The following is an 18,554-nucleotide window of genomic DNA, read 5'->3' on the forward strand; positions in this document are numbered from 1 at the left end:
CTTTCCTGTGTGCCTTCGTGCCATTTGCATTGGTGCCTTTGCCGTTGGAGCCATCCCCTTGCTTACCAAGCGCATCATCCCCTGCCTCGACGTCGACAAGGGCCGTGTCGTGAAGGGCGTCAAATTTTTTGACCATGTCGATGCCGGCGATCCGGTCGCACAGGCCAAGCGCTATCAGGACCAGGGCGCCGACGAGCTGGTGTTCTACGACATCTCCGCCAGCCACGAGGGGCGGCAGATCATGGCCGACCTCGTCTCGAAGGTGGTCGAAGAGTGCTTCATGCCGCTCTGCGTGGGCGGCGGGGTGCGGACGCTGGACGACGCCACCCGATTGATCCAGGCCGGCGCGGAGAAAGTCAGCATCAACTCGGCCGCGGTGAAGACGCCCAACCTGCTGGCGGAGGTGGCCCGCAAGTTCGGCCGGTGCGCGACGGTGCTGGGCCTGGATGCCAACCGCGTGAAAGACGCCGTCACCGGGCAGGAGCGGTGGGAAGTCTTCGTCAACGGCGGCCGAACGCCCACGGGGATTGACGTGCTCGAATGGAGCAAGCGGGCTGAGGCGCTGGGCGCCGGTGAGATCGTACTGAACGTGATGAACGCCGACGGCACCACCGCCGGCTATGACCTGGAGATGACCGCAGCGGTCAGCGAAGCGGTGAAGATTCCCGTAGTCGCCAGCGGCGGGGCGGGAAGCCCGCAGCACATGCTGACGGTGCTAACCGAAGGCAAAGCCGACGCCGCCCTGGCCGCGAGCATCTTCCACTTCAACAAGTACACCGTAGGGCAGGTGAAGACCTACCTGGCGGACAACGGCGTCGCGGTGCGGGTGGTCTGACCGGGAACGCCGAGCTCAAGCTCGGCCGGGCGGCAGACTCACCACGGAGTTCATTTTGAGGCCTCGGGCCTCATACCGAGATGATGAAAAGTGACGCCGATACACAACAGGCCCGAAGCGCCGAGATTCTATAGCCCAGGGCAACGCCCTGGGTATCGGCACCGAGTTTTTCGCAAGGCCTGAAAGGCCGGGATATCGAACGGTGTATTGCGGCCCTTCAGGCCTTGTCCGAGTGTTTCCAATGTCCCAGGGCGTTGCCCTGGGCGATAGGATTGCGGCCCGTCGGGCCTGCGCACCCGGACGTCAAACGCTGTTCTCGGAGCAGGCACGGAGACACGGAGGGTTGCCGGGCGACCCACGATGCCCGCGCGATGAGCAGGCTGCTGGTTTTCAGTCCCTGAATCTTCCCAGACCCCTGCCATACGAGATAAAGCGCTGAGGATTCAAGCGATCCTCCGTGTCTCCGTGCCTCCGTGGTGGGTCTTCTCCGGCCCCGTAGTGCGCCTCGCCTTTTTCGCCGCAAGTCATACAATTGCCACGTCGTCGATTCGAGGAACCGGCTGATCGCGGGCGAACCAGCCCCCAGCCGTTGGCGGATACTGTTGTTGCATGATCGCTTGGGTCATTCCCCCGGCGAAGCTGCGCAGGTCACCGCCATGGACGCTTGGGAAGAACTTCCACCACACGAATACGACCGCGCCTGGGGCCTGTTCACGGCCACCTTCCGGTTCCGACCCTCCATCCATAAACAGGACTGGCCGGGCATCGTCGAACCCGTGTCGTCAACGACCTACGACATCTCCGAAGCGTACGAGCACGACGACCCCTGGCTCCGTCCCATCCGGGGGACCGTCAATCAAAGCTTTCTGACCTACTTCCGCACCATCGTCCCGCCCGGCGGATGGTTCTACGCCATGGACTGGCATGTCGGCTGGCGGTTCTATCCGCACCGCGATTTCGATTCCCGCGACGTTCGCGCCTGGGGCGTCAGTGTGCTGCCTCACGGCGACTACACCGTTTTCCTCACGCCTGATCTTCGCGACGGGCTGTTCGGTCATCCGTGGGAGGGCTCGGTCTGCATCTTCGGGCAGACGTTGCCGGGCCTGGTGAAAGCCAATCCGCCGGCGTTGTTCAACAAGCCCGTTCGGCGGGACGGCATGTCCTTTCCGACCACGGGCGAGCGCGGTCTGCCCTGAGCTCAGAAACGAAGACAGACACCACACCTCAAGGGACACCACGCCTCACTCTTTTTCGTTCTCGCCCTCGCGCTCCGGCGACAGCACCATGTGCCAGTGGTCGGGCAGCAGGCACCAAGCGTAGAGGTTTGACCGGGTATCGCACGAAGGTGCGTCGGCGAGGATATGGCAGAACGCGTCGTAGTCGGCGTCTTTGACAAAGAGTTTGTGCCGTCCGTCGCCGCGATTCAGGACATGGTAGAATCCCCCGGCGGCGATGGAGCGGGCGGTGCGTGGCATGACCGCCGAAGGTAGCCAGGAGGGCAGGCGAGAGGCGAGGGTCAACAAAAAAGAGTGATGTCCCCTTTGTGTGCAAGGAGAAGCTGTATCTGAGATGAGAGTAGGCCCCTCGCAGTCGAGCGACAGGGCTTGGCTGCAAACCGGCTCAAGCTGCGGTGATAAAGAGTCATCGTGGTGAGCGTTGAGCGAAAAGGCGCGGCAGGACCGCGTCAGGTAGAGTCCATGAAGGCGAACGCAAGTGAACCGCTGATGAAGGGTCGTAACCATCCCAGACGGCGTCAAAACCGGGGCCTTAAAGGGAGTCCCGGGAGCAGTGTCGGCGGAGACCTGTTTGCGACCGACACGACGTCCGGCCTTAAGGCGGCGCGAGCATGGATTGGGCTCAGATACGGAACCTTGGAACCTGTCGCTTCGATGTAAAGGGAAAAGGCGCAAGCGGAGACCCCGCGAGGCTGAAAGTACCGACGTGGGAGGCTTTGCCTCCCCGAGGGAGGTTGCACCTCCCGTTGCGAGGCACAGGGGCGGAATGATCCGTAGTAGCGAAGATCGGCCGTAACCGGCCGGGACGGCCAGAGGGCGCGCATTAATGCGTCGCCTGGCGGCGCGAAGGGATCGTGTCATCCAGTTCTTGTTCAACGAGTCAACCGCGGGCGACCGCGGGAAGAACTCATGGCCGAGGACAAACCGGTGTGGTGAGGCCGGGGATGGTTGGAGCCGGATGAGTCGAGAGGCTCACGTCCGGTTTTGGGAGAGCGGGAGGGTGCGAATCCCTCCCGCCACTCACCTCTCCCTCGCTTACCCGGCTGGGCTGACGGTGACAATCCCGCTCGCGCCCAAGCCGGTCTCCAGCACCCGGTTGCCGAAGAAAATCACTGACGCGGCATGGGTCGAGGTAACCGTCGACCTTCGGCCCGGGGTCGTCGCGTTCCTCGACAAGCACCTGAAGATCAAGCGGTCAGAGCCGCCCGTCACCCAGCCCGCCAGCCGAAGCGGCGTATCCCCGCCATAAGCGAAGTCCCACGCGACCGGCTCACACTTATTAGACCAGGCACTGCGGGCATCATGCTAACAAACAGATAACGGTTTGCCGTCAGGCAAAAACTGGCACTATTGGCGTCGAAAACACTTGAGCCCGATGGTAATGTGGCGAGCTCAAGGGCGTTTGGATTCCAGAATCGCCGATTTCCGACCTGACGGTAAGCCGTTGCACAAACAGTTCTATTCATCTGGACCAGCATGACTGACGACGCTTCGCCGAGAAACTCGCCCCAGCCTGCAACCGGCGTGCAGCGAAAGTGGCTCGGCGCCACCTGGATCGGGATCCCCGTTCACTGCTTTATCGTCCTGTTCTTCCTCGAACAGTGCAGCCGCGCCAAACCAGCCCATTTTTTCCGGTTCCTTGCCGCTAATCCTGGCTATTTCTGTCTCAATTACCTTCTCATCCTGTTCTTCACGTGGTTCTGCATCGCGGTGACGGGCCGGCTCCTGGCCGGGCTCGGGCTGGCGCTGCTCCCGCTGATGCTGATCGGCGTGATCAACCGGCTCAAACAGGATTTCCTGTTCGACCCGTTCTTTCCCAGCGATCTTCGGATGATCGACGACTTCTGGGCCGTCGGGATCAACTTCGTCAAGGGTTGGCAGGTGCTTCTGGTGCCGCTGGCACTGTCAATGCCCTTGGCCGGATGGTGGTTCGACCGGCGGATGCGCCATCCAACGCTGGGATGGCGGCGGCGCGCGGCGATCGGAATCGCCTGCGGCCTGCCTTTGGCGACGCTGATCTTGAGCCCGGGAACCCCGCTGGCGAAAATCACGCGCGAGCTCGGCATCCCGGCACGCGTTGAATTATCGCGCGCTGCCTACCGCGAGGCCGGACTGCTGCTGGGCTTCACCCTGAACCTCAAGACCGACGGCCAGCGGCTGGTCCCGCCAGAGGAGTACAGCCGGCAGTCCATCGAAAAACTCACCGGCGAGCTGATGCACGACATCCAGCCCCGGGCCAATGCAGCCACCGCTCCCAGCGGCGACGACATGAAGCGAATCGCCCGGAACCTGGTGGGCGGAAGTCCGTCGATCAATGCCGCAAGCATCGCGCGCCCGCCGCACGTCATCATCCTCCACTTGGAATCCCTATTCCGGATCCAGGACGTGCCCCAATTCACGCTCTCGCGAAACCCCACGCCGAACATCGAGAAGCTCTGGCGCGATTCCGGCTCGATCCGGACGCTGACGGCCAAGTACGGCGGCGGATCCATCTTCTCAGAGTTCGAGGCGACGACGGCGTTCTCGACGTCGCTCTTCCCCGACCCGTTCAACCTGCCGTATCAGCTTGTGCTGCCCAAGGGCAGACCCGTTCCGACGCTGGCATGGCTTTTCCGCGCCCACGGCTACCGCAGTGCCGCGATCGCGCCGTATGCCCGCCGGCTGTTCCAGGTGGACAAGCTCTACCCCCTGCTGGGATATGAACAGCACATCTCCCGCGAGGATTTTTCGCCCTCCGACTATGACGACGCATACATCGCCGACCGCGCGACCGTCGATCGCCTGCTGACGCTGCTCAAGGGTGCCGACAAGCCGATGTTCGTCTTCACCGCGACGATGGGCAGCCACGGGCCGTACGTCAGCAGCGGAAAGAGCATGACCGACGTCACGATCATGAACCCGCCGAACCGCTCCGGCGACGCGCAACTCGACGGCTACGTCCGCGCGATTGCGCGGCTCGACCTGTCGATCAAGACGCTGTTCGAAGGGCTCGGCAAACTCGATCGGCCGGTTGTCGTGCTGGGGTATGGCGACCATCTGCCCGGGATCCCGGAGTTGCAGAAGACGCTGCTGCCTGGGGAGAACGACCCCGTTGCGTCAAAAAAGGCACGCATGTTCACGACGGTGGCCTTCCTGTGGGCCAGCGATGGAAAGGCCGCGAGCGACCTGCCTGACCAGTCCCAGCGAAGCGTCGCGCTGCTCGTGCCGGCGCTGCTGCGGCGGTGCGGGATTCGCCACCCGTTCTACACCGAATTCCTGGAGAGCGTGGCGCAGGCCTGCCCGGGAATCGGGGTGGATCTCTACATCGGCCCCGACGGGCAGGCATCGTTCAAGCCCCCGCCGGGCGCGACGGAGCGACTCGAAACGCTCCGGACGATCGAATATGACATCTTCTTCGGCAGCCAGTTCTGCGCGCCGTCGCTTTTCCCGGAGTTTACGAGCATGACGACAGAACCCTTCAAGTAATTTACTTACGCCTATAGCTCCTCCCGCTGAAAGCGGCGACAATTTGGGAAATCAAAGGACGAAGAAAAGGACGAAGAGGTGAGTGGCGGGAGGGATTCGCACCCTCCCGCTCTCCCAAAACCGGACGTGAGCCTCTCGACTCATCCGGCTCCAACCATCCCCGGCCTCACCACACCGGTTTGTCCTCGGCCATGAGTTCTTCCCGCGGTCGCCCGCGGTTGACTCGTTGAACAAGAACTGGATGACACGATCCCTTCGCGCCGCCAGGCGACGCATTAATGCGCGCCCTCTGGCCGTCCCGGCCGGTTACGGCCGATCTTCGCTACTACGGATCATTCCGCCCCTGTGCCTCGCAACGGGAGGTGCAACCTCCCTCGGGGAGGCAAAGCCTCCCACGTCGGTACTTTCAGCCTCGCGGGGTCTCCGCTTGCGCCTTTTCCCTTTACATCGAAGCGACAGGTTCCAAGGTTCCGTATCTGAGCCCAATCCATGCTCGCGCCGCCTTAAGGCCGGACGTCGTGTCGGTCGCAAACAGGTCTCCGCCGACACTGCTCCCGGGACTCCCTTTAAGGCCCCGGTTTTGACGCCGTCTGGGATGGTTACGACCCTTCATCAGCGGTTCACTTGCGTTCGCCTTCATGGACTCTACCTGACGCGGTCCTGCCGCGCCTTTTCGCTCAACGCTCACCACGATGACTCTTTATCACCGCAGCTTGAGCCGGTTTGCAGCCAAGCCCTGTCGCTCGACTGCGAGGGGCCTACTCTCATCTCAGATACAGCTTCTCCTTGCACACAAAGGGGACATCACTCTTTTTCGGGTCCCGCTGGTCCTCGGGCCGGCGTTCCCAAGGGTCGGTCCGTCGTCCCAAGATCCTCTACCTTGCCTGGCAGCGGCGTACCGCAACCCATGGCACCCCAAAAACACGCAAGTGCCGACTTCCTGCGCTGCATCCCAGCCCTGTGGTTTCCACGGATTCTACTTGCAAATCGGATACCCGCGACTTAACATATACCGTACTGATTGCCTGCCCGGGTCGGACGCCTTCGGGGGTTCGGCCGGGGTGGGCTTGTGCTGCCTGGTGCCTGGTCGTCGCGGGTGTGATCCGTCGTCGGACGGGGTGTCGGACCGGGTGGCGCGTGGCGGAATGACATGGTACTGTCGGCGGGTCGTGTGGCCCGCCCTCTTGGTGGCATTGGGGTGTTGACTCGGACGGTCCGGCGGCGCGGATGACTTCTCGTCAGGAGCCGTGCACGAAGTAAGCGGTCGTGGGGCATAGTGTCGCGCCGTTGGCGTGAGATGCACTGTCGCGCCGTTCCCGCTTATTTCGTGCGCGGCTCTTTCGGAACGTCATGCGCGCTAACGGAGCGGGCCGAGTGGTCTTGTTTCGGGAGGTGGGAGGTAGACGCGGGAAGCCGACGGTCGCCTTGGGTTCGTTTGGCGGCGTGCGGTTGGCTTGGGTTCGTTCGGCAGAATGTCAGAGTCGTTCGGGAAGAGTGCACCTGCGGTGCGACCGCTAAACAGGTACCGACGGTTTTGCTGGGTTCGATTGGCGGATCCGCGGCTGGCTTGGGTTCGTTTGGCGGAATGTGAGAGTCGCCTGGGAAGCGTGCACCTGCGGTGCGACCGCTAAACAGGTGCGGACTGTTGCGCTGGGTTCGTTCGGCGGATGGGCCTGTGGCGTGGGCCTGTACGCATGCCCGTGCCTTTTGGCGTCCGACGCTCACGGGCAAGCGTACTTGCCCATGCCACGGGGCAACGGCGTTTCGTCTGGCGAAGTCGGCTTGGGTTCGTTTGGCACTGTCGGCTTGGGTTCGTTTGGCGTTCGTGTGCGGCGGCGGCAGGGTGAGTGCGACCGGCCGGCGGATAGGAGGTTCGGCATGATCTGGCGGTTCGGGCGATTTGGGCAATCTCTGAGCCTTGAAAGAGCCCTGACGGAGCGGCAGAACCCATGGCGTGGGCAGGGCGACGGCTTTGTTGCGACGGCCCTGTGGCGACGGCTCTGTGGCAGCGGCTCTGTTGCGACGGCTCTGTCGCCCCTTCAGGGCTCGATCCTGGTGAATCGCCAACCCAGGGCTCGTCCCGGCAGTGCCGGGCCAGCGCCCTGGGCTAAGGTTCTGGCGCCTGTTCGAGGCTCAAAAGACGCGACCCGACGTCGGGTCTGGGTCACTGCGATTCCCGAAAAGTTCGCTTTAACGTACCGTTAACGGGACGCCCGCCGGGTTCGTTTGGCACAATCAAAGCCACCGGCGGCGAGGCTGCCCGGCGGCGGGAGAGGGCGTGACCCTTTTTCCGGGCGGTATGGAACTAACGATGTTCGTGCAGCGGAAATGCAGGCTGAAGCCCGCACCACAATGGCCGCCCGGAAAACGGCCACACCCGCCGCAGAAGCCGCTCAAGAGTTTTCTTGACAGGCCCCCGTTGCGGCATCTATCTTGCTCTTGGCGAAAAGCCTTAGTTGATCAATGCTTGTGAGCGATTGGCGGCGGCTGGTCTGGACGGACTCGGCGGAGAGTTGCGGTTCCCCGACCGGGCGGCACGTGCGGAAGTAATCCCACCCCGATAGAGCCGCTGCGGACGGGTTGTTGAGTTGGTGCCGACGTTCGACCTTCCGTGGACCTTATTAGTAGTGATGATCCGCCCGTCCACGACCCTCCTTCGAATCATTGGAGCAGTTCCCATGAAGTGCCTGCAGCAGAAGTTGTCCGGGCTTGCCCTGGCCGTCTCGATCGTCGGGTCGTTCGCCTCGAACGTGGTCGCGCAGGCACCGGCCGACCCGGCCGCGCCCGCTGCTCCGGCAGCACCGGCGGCACCCGCAGCTGCACCCGCCGCGCCCTCGGCCGGCACCGCAGATGCCGACCTGGTGCAGAACGTCGAAAACCTTCTCCACTACTACCTGATCGGTAACTACACGCTGGCGGCAACCGAGGCGACCAACCTGGTGGCCCGCCCCGACGACATCGTCCTGGTCCGCACCGCCGAACGCATGGCGCAGGACCGCGGCATCCCGCTCGACACCCTGCTGGCGAAGTTCCGCGACCAGGCCGAGTTGAAGGACGTCACCGCGCAGCTCGTCGATAAGCTCAACAAGATCCGCATGGCCCATGTGCGTGACCCTCAGGTCATCGCACAGAACATCGACAAGCTCAGCGGCAACCAGCGCGAACGGGACAACGGCCTGCTCGGCCTGCAGCAGGCCGGCGAGATCGCCGTGCCGCTGATGCTCGACCGGCTGCGCGACAACGCCAAGGCCAACCAGCACGCGACGATCCTGAACGCGATGGCGAACCTGCGTGGCGGTGGGGTGGTGGCACCCCTGATCGCCGCGACCGACATGAAGGACCCGGGCCTGCTGGCGAAGATCGCCGACGTGCTGATGGAACTTCAGTACAACGAGGTGATCCCGTACCTGGTGGCGAAGGTCGAAGACCCCAATTCGCCGGCGGCGCTGAAGGCGTCGATCTCGGCGGCACTGGCACGCAAGGGCATCAACGTCAAGACCGTTCGCGCCGGCGACCTGTTCTACGAACTGGCCGAGAAGTACTACTACAACCTGGCCGCGATCCGGCCCGACCCCCGCGAGCCCAAGGCCCGCGTCTGGTTCTGGGATGACGCCGGCGGCCTGGTTCATCGCGACGCGCCCCCCGCGATCTTCGCCGACATCATGGCGATCCGCACCGCGGAACTGGCGATGAAGCACGGCTCGACCGGCGATGCCGTCAGCCTGTGGCTTGCGGCCAACAACAAGCGCGAAGTCGAAGCCCCGCAGGGCGAAGTCGGTTATCCGTACGCGGACCTGACGGCCCATTACTGGAACGTCCGCATCGGTGCACAGCACCTCAATGCCGTCATCCGCCGGTCGATGAACGACGGCGACGGACACACCTCGATCGATCCGACGCAGCGGTCGGTGCACACGCTGATCACGCTGAAGGCGATCAAGTCGATGGCGGAGATCACCGGCCAGAGCAACATGGCCGGCACCCAGCTGATCGACGCGATGCGTTACCCCGATCGCACGGTGCGGTACGAGGCGGCGCTTGCACTGGCGGCAGGTCTTCCGCAGCGTCCGTTCCCGGGCCAGGAGCGTGTCATCGTGCTGCTGGGTGAGGCGTTGGCGCAGACCGGCACGCCCGGCGTGCTGGTGTTTGCCAATCAGCCGACCGATGTGCAGAAGATCGGCACGGCACTGAAGGACAAGTTCCGGACGGCCGGCGGCACCAACGCGGCACAGGTGATCGCGGAATCGGCCACGCTGCCGTCGATCGACGCGATCCTGGTCGCCGAAGACGTCAACCCGGATGAGCTTCGCAAGCTGTTTGCGATCGCATCGGACAGCGCCCGGCTGGATCACTCGGCGAAGGTCGTGATGGTCGCGGGCAAGGGCAGCCCCTGGTTCCGCGCGGCACTGAGCGATCAGCGGCTGTCGGCAACGACCGCGACGACCGACGCACCGGACCTGCTGGTTGAAGCGATCAACGCCGGCAAGAAGCGGGCCGGCGGTGTTCCGGTGGATGACGCAACGGCGATGGAATACGCGGTCCGATCGGCCGCGGTGATGAACAAGCTCGCCATCAGCCGGGGCCAGGTGCTGGACATCCTGGCGATCGAGCCGACCCTGCTGTCTTCGCTGGGCGATTCCCGCGTGGAACTGGCCAAGGCGGCGGCACAGGTCGTCGGCCTGCTGGATTCGAGCAAGGCTCAGTCGGCGTTGTGCGACAAGGCGATCGACGAAAAGACGGCAGATGACGTCAAGATCCCGATGTACAAGGCGCTGGCGGCGAATGTGAAGTTCTTCGGCGGACGCCTGGACGAGACGCGGATCGACACGCTTCGCAAGTCGGCATCGAACGAGAAGACGCCGGACGTGAAGTCGGCCGCCGCCGAGGCGCTGGGCGCGCTGAACATGACGACCGAGCAGGTCAAGCCGCTGATCTTGGATCGGCCGGGCTTTAACCCGGTCGCGGCACCGGCACAGTAATGGTTGTTGTTCGCTGACGACGATCTTGCAGACTCATCCAAGCCCAGGGACGACCATCCCTGGGCTTGGCGTTTCATCAATGAATGGCGGGGTCATGCGTCCGGCTCACATCGCTCGCAGGTTTCGGTGCGCAGACAAATGCCTGAGAATGTCCTGTTCCGCTGATATAGCGTTTTAACTAGACTGTGACTCGGCCATGACGCGTGCGACCGCCGGCACCGATTCCGCCCCAGACACTGTCCTTCCGGAGACGTTCGCGTCGCGGAAGGTCGACGGTCTGAGCACGGCGTCGCCGTCATCGGGGCCGCTGTCGAATCAGGAGAATGGCGTTCTTCGGCCGCTGGTACTGCTGTCGCTCCCGATCCTGGCAGAGAACATCCTGCACATGCTGGTGGGGCTGACGGACACCTATCTGGCCGGACACCTGGAGACCGAGGCATCGGCCGCGACGGCGGCGGTGGGGACTGTCGCTTACATCCTCTGGTTTGTGAACCTCATCGCGATGGCGATCGCCACCGGTGCGACGGCGATCGTCTCGCGGGCGGTCGGTGCCCGGCATCGGTCGCTCGCGAGCAGCGTGACCGGCCAATCGGTGACGGCGAGCCTCCTGCTGGGGACGATCGCCGCGATCTTGTTCGCGATCTTCGCCGGGCCGCTGTCTGACTTGACGCAGCTCAAGGGGATGGCGCACGACTACTCCCGCTACTACTTCCAGATCCTCTCCATCTCGCTACCTTTCAGCTTGGTGACGGTGGCCGCGGGGGCGGTGCTGCGGGGCGCGGGGGACACCCTGTCGCCGGCGATCGCGATGGTGGTCGTGGACCTGGTCAACATCTTCCTTAGCCTCGTGCTTTCGCGCGGTTACCTGGGGTTCCCGGAGTTGGGGTTCAAAGGAATCGCGATCGGCACGGTCGTGGCGTATGTGATCGGCGGGGTCATCCTGCTGGCGGTGCTTGCCCGCGGCACGCGCGTCAGGCTGTACCGCCACCGATTGAGACCGCATTGGTCCACACTCCGCCGACTGATCCGGATCGGACTGCCCAACGGCGTGGAAGGGGGACTGACCTGGAGTGCCAACTTCGTCGTCCTGCGGACGATCAACCAGTTCGATGCGACCAACGTCAGCGCGGCGGCCCACATCGTCACCATTCGGGTGGAGAGTCTCAGCTTTATGATCGGCCTGGCGATCGCGACGGCGACGGCGACGCTTGTCGGCCAGAGCCTGGGACAGAAGAACCCCGCGCGCGCCGTGCGAGTGACTTGGACCGCCGCCTGGTTGGCGATTGCCGTCATGGTCTGCTGGGCGTTCGGATTCTTCTTTGCCGGACGTCATCTGGCGATGCTGATGACATCGGATCCGGCTGCGGTCGATCTGGCGGCGCGGTGCCTGGCGATCACGGCGTTTTCGCAGGTCGGATTTGCCGCCACGCTCGTCTTTGCCGGCGCCCTGCGCGGCGCCGGCGATACCGTCGCCGTCATGCTGATCAACATTGTTAGTCAACTCGGGCTTCGGCTGATCGGCGTGCTGGTGCTGGTGAAGGGCTTTCACTACGGGCTGGAAGCGGTGTGGGTCGTGCTTGCGATCGAACTGACGCTCCGCGGCGCTGCGATCACCGGGCGGTTCATCCATGGCGGGTGGAAGCACGTGAAGGTGTGATCGGTAGAAATGGATGAGTGATCCGCCCAGGCCCATCCTCGACTACAACCGGGAAGCTCCGGTAGAGCGGCCGAGGACTTCAGCGGTCATGTTCGCAGCGATGTTGGGTGTCGGACCGCTCGTCTGTTGGTCGACCAAGGCTCACGAGTCGTACTGGGGCTTGGCCTTTGGCGGTTGCATTCTCGGACTGCTGATGGGCGTTCTCGCGTTCTTTACGCCATATTGGGACCGTCGAATTGCCTTCGTGGCAATTGTTGCCAACCTGCTGGCGATCATCGTGCCTGTCGCGGTATTTCTCGTCTCTCGCTGAGACGCCACCGAGCGGTCTAGATTGCCTTCGACAGCAGCTTTACGTTCGACGGCGACGCCGAACCTTGCGGAGGCTCGACGCTCACCGCTGCGCCGGCAACCGCTTTGACGTTCGACGGAATGTCTGCCGTGATGACCGCACGGCCTGTGGCATCGACCATGAACACCGGCGCGGGGACCGGGTTGCCGCCCCCCTCGGGCATCAGCCAGAGTTGGTACGTCTTACCTGGTGGCGGCGGGACAAGACTGTAGATGTAGACCTTCACCTGCCGACGCGTCGGATCGACGATCACGCGGCCGTATTCCTGTGTGCCGGCGTCGGTAGGCTTCAGGACCGTCAGCTTCGTGTCGGCCGATCCGAAAACATCCTGTGTCTCGCCAAGCTGCCTTTCGCGCTCGGCCAGCTTAGCCTGCAAACGAGCGACCTGCGTCGATCGCTCCTGCAGTGCAACGTACATCAGGCCGCCTCCGATCAGTATCGCCGCTACCGCCGCCGCGACAGCAAGCCGCAGGGGTGGCCAGGCGGCTCGCGCCGGCGCGGGAGATGCGGCCCCCGTCATCCGGGGGCTCGAGAAGTGCTGACGACGGTCTGGTAGCGACGAAAGTACGCTTGATTTGAGCGATGCCGGTGGCGCGACCGGTTCGACCGTGGCACTGAGCCGGGCCAGAATCTCGTCGGCCTCGGCGAGTGCCGCGGCCAGCCTGGGATCGCCCTCCGCCAGACGCGCGCGCACCGCCTGTTCCTCCGGCCCTTCGAGGGCGCCGGCGGCATAGGCGAGCATGAGGTCTAGTCGATCCCGGTCGTTCATGGGCGTTGCCCGGTCTCCTGCGGGTCAGAATACGATTGAAGGCCGTCGCGCAAACGGCCGAGCCCCTGGCGAATCCAGGTTTTGACTGTGCCGAGCGGACGATTCAGTTGATCGGCAATTTCACTGTGGCTCAAGCCGTCGAAAAAGGACAGTTCGATCGCGGTTCGCTGGGCCGAGTCGAGCCGGTTCATGGCACGCCGGACAGCCGCCGCCTGTTCCTCGAACAGCACCCCCGACAGCGGAGACGGCGACGCACCCGACGGGGTGTCGGCGTCGGAGGCATCGACCGGGCGGGATCGGGCAGGGTCAGTGTCCGGCCTTGCGGTTCGGCGGCGTCTGCGGTCGATCGCCCGGCTGCGGGTCAATGTCGTCAGATAGGTCGCGACGCAGCCCCGATCCGGATCGTACCGATCGGCCCGGTCCCACACCTCAAAGAACAGGTCCGCCAGCGTTTCCTCGGCCTCGGCTCGGTTGCCGAGCATCCGAAGCAGCAGCCCGAACAGCCGCGGGGCGTAACGATCGTACAACGCGCCCATCGCGTCGCGGTCACCCGCCGAGACGGCGCGCATGAGCCGCGCATCGATCAACGGATCGACCGCTGCGGATTCAGGCGGAGATGTCGATGTGTGCTCTCCCACGCGTGCCGCATCGTAGCGGCGGATTGCTGTGGCGACGACGGGCAAAAAACCTCGCGCCAACGCGATTCTATACGTGGCAAAGCGAAGAATGGATGTGGGCAGAATCGGCGCAACAGAACCCGATCACGCCGGCCTGCACTCAGGCCGCGACGGTCAATTCGTCGTCCAGGTCTGAATCGGTCGGGCGCGACGAGGTAGACTGCTGCCTGGGGAACTTGCCGAGTTTCTTCAGAACCGCGTGCTTGGCGAACAACGCCAGGTAGTGCGTGTTGGTCACGAAGTACCGCTTCCAGAGCCGCTTGGGTTCCTTGGTCAGACGGTAGAGCCACTCGAGGCCGCGCTTCTGCATCCAGGCGGGAGCGGTCTCTTTGACGCCGGCGTGGAAATCGAACGCCGCCCCGACGCAAAGCTGCACCGCCTTAATGCTGTGCCGGTGGGCGTGGGCGAAGTTCTCCTGCTTCGGAGCGCCGATTCCGATAAACAGCAGCCCCGCGCCGCTGTCGTTGATCCGCTTGATCGCCGCCGCGTCCTCTTCGGGGGTCAACGGACGGAACGGCGGGCTTTCGGCACCGGCGATGACCAGCTTGGGGAACATCGCATGCAGGTTCTCGCAGAGTTTCGCGATCACCGCATCGGTCGCGCCGAACAGGTAGATGCTCACCCCACGCTCAGCCGCAGCCTGGCACAGACGGCGGGTCAGTTCCGGGCCGTAAACGCGGTCGGTCAGGCCGGCATCGTGAAAGTAGTTCATCGCCCAGCGGACCGGCTGACCATCCGGCGCGACCAAGTCGAAATCGTTCATGCGGGCGCGGAACGCTTCGTCGCCCGCCGCCATCGCCAGGATGTGATTGGCGGCAAACGCGGTGATTGCCGGCTGACGGGCCTTGGCGGCGTTGATGCAGACGTCGACGACATCGTCGTAAGTGGTTGGCGTCATCATGACGCCGTTGAACAGCTCGACCTTGGCGGGGAACCGGACCGGCGTAACGGCCGGCGCGGCGGCATGAGAGGTCGAAACTTCGGCGCGAGCTCGGAACGTAACCGAGGAACTCTTCACTTCAGCAGTCAGCGTTGTCATCATTCACCCACGGGACACGAATGCGTCGCCCCGGCGTGTGGACACAGCGCCTCGGACCTCGCTCCGTGCTTCTTCCCTAAAGAACATCCTCGGCACCCACCGGCAGCCGCTTCCCGGCCGGCGATGAGTGCCGCTGCGTCCCGAAAACAGGGGGACGGCGTCGAGGGGTCACCCAACCCCTCGACGCAACATACAATTCAAACGTCTGGTTTGCCGGTGGTTATCGGGCACCGCGGCGCAACAGCACCGCCGGTACCGTCTTGAACAGAATCGCCAGGTCATGGAAGATAGTCCGGCGACGCATGTAGGCGACGTCCATCCGCACCCATTCCGCGAAGCTGACCTTGCTCCGACCGGTGATCTGCCAGATGCAGGTCAGACCCGGTGTGACGTCGAGCCGGCGCTGCTGCCAGGTCTCGGCGGCGTCCTGTTCGTCCAGCGGCAGGGGACGCGGACCGACCAGCGACATGTCGCCTTTGACGACGTTGAACAGCTGCGGCAGCTCGTCGATGCTGGTCTTGCGGAGGATTGCACCGACCCGCGTGATGCGCGGATCGCGAGCCATCTTGAACGCCGGTCCGTCCTGTTCGCTGAACTGGCGCAGGGCCTTCTTCTTGGCCTCGGCGTCGTTGCACATCGTGCGGAACTTGTAGATCGTGAAGGGCCGACCACCCAAGCCGGCGCGTTTCTGCTTGAAGATCACGGGGCCCTTGCTCGTGAGCTTGATCATCGCCGCGGCCACCAGCAGCAGCGGGGACAGCATCGTGATCATGCCCAGCGCGCAGAACAGGTCGAGCGATCGCTTCCAGATCGGCATCGGGCGCACGAGCAGGTCCTGGATCGGCTTAACCTCGTGACCCACGTTCGCGCCATCGGTTCGCGGGGCGGTCCCCAGTGCGCCAAGCGTGCGCGGATCTTTCGCCGGGGCGGCGCGAAGCAGTTCGGCGATCGCCGACGGGGCCTCCATGACCGCGACACCACCGCCGGCGTGGCGGTTCAGTGGTGCAGGGTCGTCATGCCGCTGCTTGCCGTTACCTTTATGGCCGTTGTGATGGTGACCGTTGTGCGCGGCGTCTTCGCCGACGAGATCGCCAAGCCCCAGGCGGTCGGTTCGCAGATCGGTCCGCGCCCTGGCGGCCGGTTCGTGGCGTCCGCCGGGGCCCTTGCCACCGGGGCGGTCGTTGTCGTCATCGTCGTTGTCGCCGTCGATCCAGTCGAAGGGAAAGCTGTAGACCACCGCGATCGGGCGGGGACCCTTCCGGGCGACCATGTCGCACGCTGAGTCGGCGAAGATCTGCGCCCCCTGGCTCGACGTATCGGGCAGAACGGCGCAGAGGTGGTCGGCGTCAAACCAGCCGACTTCGTCGGTCACCCGCACCCGCCGAAGCAGCGTGAGGGCCAGGCGCTTTTCATTCAATCCGAGGCGACCGCCTCGCTTGACCCTGAACAAAACGAGCGAGAAATGGAGCCCGTTGCGTTCGGCGCGGGCGACTTCACGCGTGATCAATCGCTCGATCTGCTCTGACGTCGGCAGGCTTTCGAGCGTTCGCCACAGCGTGCGGGACAGCGATCGCCGCTTGGTCAATCGATCCGATACGGACTTCATAAGGCCTTCCCTCTTGGTAAGCCTGAAACGCACGCAACGCCCGACCGAGTCGGGACGCCACTGCCTTTCAGTCTCATCGTTCAATACACAGCGAGAACGCACGCCTCGACCAAAACCGGCCGGGGACGCGTCGTTCCAGACACCCGTACCAAAGCCGCACCCACGCGGCCGAACTGGCACGAGATTTCAGAACACACTGACGCCAGTAAGCGCCGGTGTGACCCGATCGATGTCTCCGGCGCTCGGGCACGCTCGAACATCGGCAAGTTGCGTCAAGCACTCAACCCGGCGGATGGAGACTCCTGCAATCGACCCTTTTCACACAGGGGCGAGGCACAAGGAGCCCACCGGGACTAGGAAAAACGGACGCGTGGAACACACGCCCGCGTCGCCCTCGCACCCAGCTTAGAAAAGCCGCGAGGGGTCGCCTTTGCGACAACCGGTGTTTACCACACGGGTGTCACACCATTCCAGAGCATTATTCAACTTCTTTCACGCGTCGGCCTTGGTACAACGGCACAACACGTCAGGCTGCCGCTCCCCTGCGAAATCGATGCCAATCCGCGGTACGGCTACCTTTCCCTAGGGGGCATTGTCGAGTCGTGCGGTCTGAACCGGTTTTGCCGAGTCGCGTGCCTCCACGGACGCCAGATAATCGGCAAGGTCTACCCATTCTAGCGCCGACGCTTTAGCAGGAACGGCGTGGACTGTGAGCGACAAAACGCCCATCGCATAGTTTTCAGTCATCCACATCTCACGACGAACCGCGACTTGGAAATTGGGAGGTTTGGGACAGCCAGGGCAACTTCGCCGATTGTAGGGTTTGCAGCGACCATTCGTCGTCTTATCGGGTGGGGTCAACCCGCCATCCATTCACCTATGTGCGCCCCGACGAACGCGTCATCGCTGAGGTGCGGGTAGGCGGCAACGACGCGGTCGATCTCTTCCCTTTGCCCCACTCCCAGACCCTCGCGCTCGTCGAGACACCAGACCCCGGCGAGTAGTCCCTGGCGGCGGAGCACTTCGTGAATGCCGGCGATACAACCGGCAAAGCCGTTGGCCGCATCGAAGAACGCCGAGTTGCAGTCGGTCACTTCGACATTACGGGCAAGCAGCGATTGCCCCGTCACCGCTGCCTCACCTGCCGGAGCGACCACCGCCTGGTGGCAATCGTTCAGCAGTTCCACGGCTCGCCGCGTCCAGCAGGCCCAGTGACCCAGAAGTCCTCCCACGATCCGTCGTTCGACTGTTCGCCCGTTCGTACGGAATCGGTAGGGGGTCAACAGGTCGATCACGATGTTGTCGTCGTTGCCGGTGTACAGGGCGATGTCGTCGCGGCCGGCATCGACGACGGCGCGGACGACATCGATCGTCTGATACCGATTGAACGGCGCGATCTTGATCGCAACGACCCCTGGTATCTCGGCGAACCTTCTCCAGAACGAATAACCCAGCGGCCGTCCGCCCGCCGCCGTCTGAAGATGGAACCCGACGATAGGCAGAATCTCGGCGACGCTCCGGCAGTGCCGGATCAGTTCGTCATCGCTGGCGCCCGCAAAGGCCGACAGGCTCAGCAGTACCGCGTGGTACCCGAGGTCGCGCGAAAGTGATGCCTCGCCGACGGCTTGAGCCGTCTTACCGACGACCCCGGCGATGCGTACGAGCGGAGCCTCGCCGGTAACAACCCGTCGGAGGTCTCCCCGGGACATCTCCTCTGCTGCAATGGTGAGGACCGGCTTGTAGAGGCCGATTGCAGGATCGCGAATCACAAACTGCGTGGTATGGACGCCCACGGCCATTCCGCCAGCCCCGGCGGCAATGTAATACCGGGCTAATGCCCGCTGGCGTCGTTCGTCTAACTGACGAGCGGCGTTCAGCGCAAGTGGATGGGCCGGGATGACAATCCCGCGTTTCAGCGCAGCCAGTGCGGCAGGGTGCATATC

Annotated in this window: 14 protein-coding genes; 7 read left to right on the forward strand and 7 right to left on the reverse strand. The window is 63.9% G+C overall.

Annotated features, from left to right (window positions below):
• Window positions 1-58 precede the first annotated feature (58 nt).
• Both hisF and IPV69_RS19755 read left to right on the forward strand, forming a co-directional pair.
• A complete protein-coding gene (gene hisF, locus IPV69_RS19750) occupies window positions 59-835 on the forward strand; it encodes an imidazole glycerol phosphate synthase subunit HisF (RefSeq protein WP_206291441.1) in 777 nt (258 codons plus the stop codon).
• 656 nt (window positions 836-1,491) lie between these two features.
• The gene (locus IPV69_RS19755) at window positions 1,492-2,031 is read left to right on the forward strand and encodes a DUF2716 domain-containing protein (protein WP_206291442.1); all 540 of its coding nucleotides are present in this window, start codon (window positions 1,492-1,494) and stop codon (window positions 2,029-2,031) included.
• Between the two features lie 45 nt (window positions 2,032-2,076).
• Here IPV69_RS19755 and IPV69_RS19760 read toward each other — a convergent pair whose 3' ends face one another.
• Complete coding sequence (locus IPV69_RS19760) at window positions 2,077-2,310, reverse strand: transposase (protein ID WP_206291443.1); 234 nt, start codon at window positions 2,308-2,310, stop codon at window positions 2,077-2,079.
• Between the two features lie 760 nt (window positions 2,311-3,070).
• Here IPV69_RS19760 and IPV69_RS19765 point away from each other — a divergent pair.
• From IPV69_RS19765 to IPV69_RS19785, 5 genes are all read left to right on the forward strand, one after another.
• Entirely contained in the window at window positions 3,071-3,319 is a 249-nt protein-coding gene (locus IPV69_RS19765; RefSeq protein WP_206291444.1) for a hypothetical protein, read from the forward strand.
• 227 nt (window positions 3,320-3,546) lie between these two features.
• On the forward strand, window positions 3,547-5,535 hold the full coding sequence (locus IPV69_RS19770) for an LTA synthase family protein (protein ID WP_206291445.1): 1,989 nt from the start codon (window positions 3,547-3,549) through the stop codon (window positions 5,533-5,535).
• A 2,678-nt stretch (window positions 5,536-8,213) separates the two neighbouring features.
• On the forward strand, window positions 8,214-10,514 hold the full coding sequence (locus tag IPV69_RS19775; protein WP_206291446.1) for a hypothetical protein: 2,301 nt from the start codon (window positions 8,214-8,216) through the stop codon (window positions 10,512-10,514).
• A 196-nt stretch (window positions 10,515-10,710) separates the two neighbouring features.
• Window positions 10,711-12,171 carry an MATE family efflux transporter gene (locus IPV69_RS19780; protein ID WP_206291447.1) on the forward strand — a complete coding sequence of 487 codons (1,461 nt, stop codon included), beginning with the start codon at window positions 10,711-10,713 and terminating at the stop codon, window positions 12,169-12,171.
• A gap of 13 nt (window positions 12,172-12,184) precedes the next feature.
• The gene (locus tag IPV69_RS19785; protein WP_206291448.1) at window positions 12,185-12,481 is read left to right on the forward strand and encodes a hypothetical protein; all 297 of its coding nucleotides are present in this window, start codon (window positions 12,185-12,187) and stop codon (window positions 12,479-12,481) included.
• A gap of 16 nt (window positions 12,482-12,497) precedes the next feature.
• Here the strand turns inward: IPV69_RS19785 and IPV69_RS19790 are convergent, their stop codons facing one another.
• The 6 genes from IPV69_RS19790 to IPV69_RS19815 form a co-directional block, all read right to left on the reverse strand.
• The gene (locus IPV69_RS19790; RefSeq protein WP_206291449.1) at window positions 12,498-13,289 is read right to left on the reverse strand and encodes an anti-sigma factor; all 792 of its coding nucleotides are present in this window, start codon (window positions 13,287-13,289) and stop codon (window positions 12,498-12,500) included.
• Complete coding sequence (locus tag IPV69_RS19795; RefSeq protein WP_206291450.1) at window positions 13,286-13,972, reverse strand: sigma-70 family RNA polymerase sigma factor; 687 nt, start codon at window positions 13,970-13,972, stop codon at window positions 13,286-13,288. The genes IPV69_RS19790 and IPV69_RS19795 overlap by 4 nt, the downstream gene beginning before the upstream one ends.
• 94 nt (window positions 13,973-14,066) lie before the next feature.
• Window positions 14,067-14,984, reverse strand: a complete 918-nt coding sequence (locus tag IPV69_RS19800) for a WecB/TagA/CpsF family glycosyltransferase (protein WP_206291451.1) — start codon at window positions 14,982-14,984, stop codon at window positions 14,067-14,069.
• A gap of 241 nt (window positions 14,985-15,225) precedes the next feature.
• Window positions 15,226-16,611: a sugar transferase gene (locus IPV69_RS19805; RefSeq protein ID WP_206291452.1), complete on the reverse strand. Its 1,386-nt coding sequence runs from the start codon at window positions 16,609-16,611 to the stop codon at window positions 15,226-15,228.
• Window positions 16,612-17,193: 582 nt separating this feature from the next.
• Window positions 17,194-17,358 (reverse strand): hypothetical protein, encoded by a 165-nt coding sequence (locus IPV69_RS19810; protein ID WP_206291453.1) that lies wholly within the window; start codon window positions 17,356-17,358, stop codon window positions 17,194-17,196.
• Window positions 17,359-17,468: 110 nt separating this feature from the next.
• Window positions 17,469-18,551 (reverse strand): dihydrodipicolinate synthase family protein, encoded by a 1,083-nt coding sequence (locus IPV69_RS19815; RefSeq protein WP_206291454.1) that lies wholly within the window; start codon window positions 18,549-18,551, stop codon window positions 17,469-17,471.
• Window positions 18,552-18,554: the final 3 nt, after the last annotated feature.

The organism is Humisphaera borealis, assembly GCF_015169395.1.
Classification (GTDB): domain Bacteria; phylum Planctomycetota; class Phycisphaerae; order Tepidisphaerales; family Tepidisphaeraceae; genus Humisphaera; species Humisphaera borealis.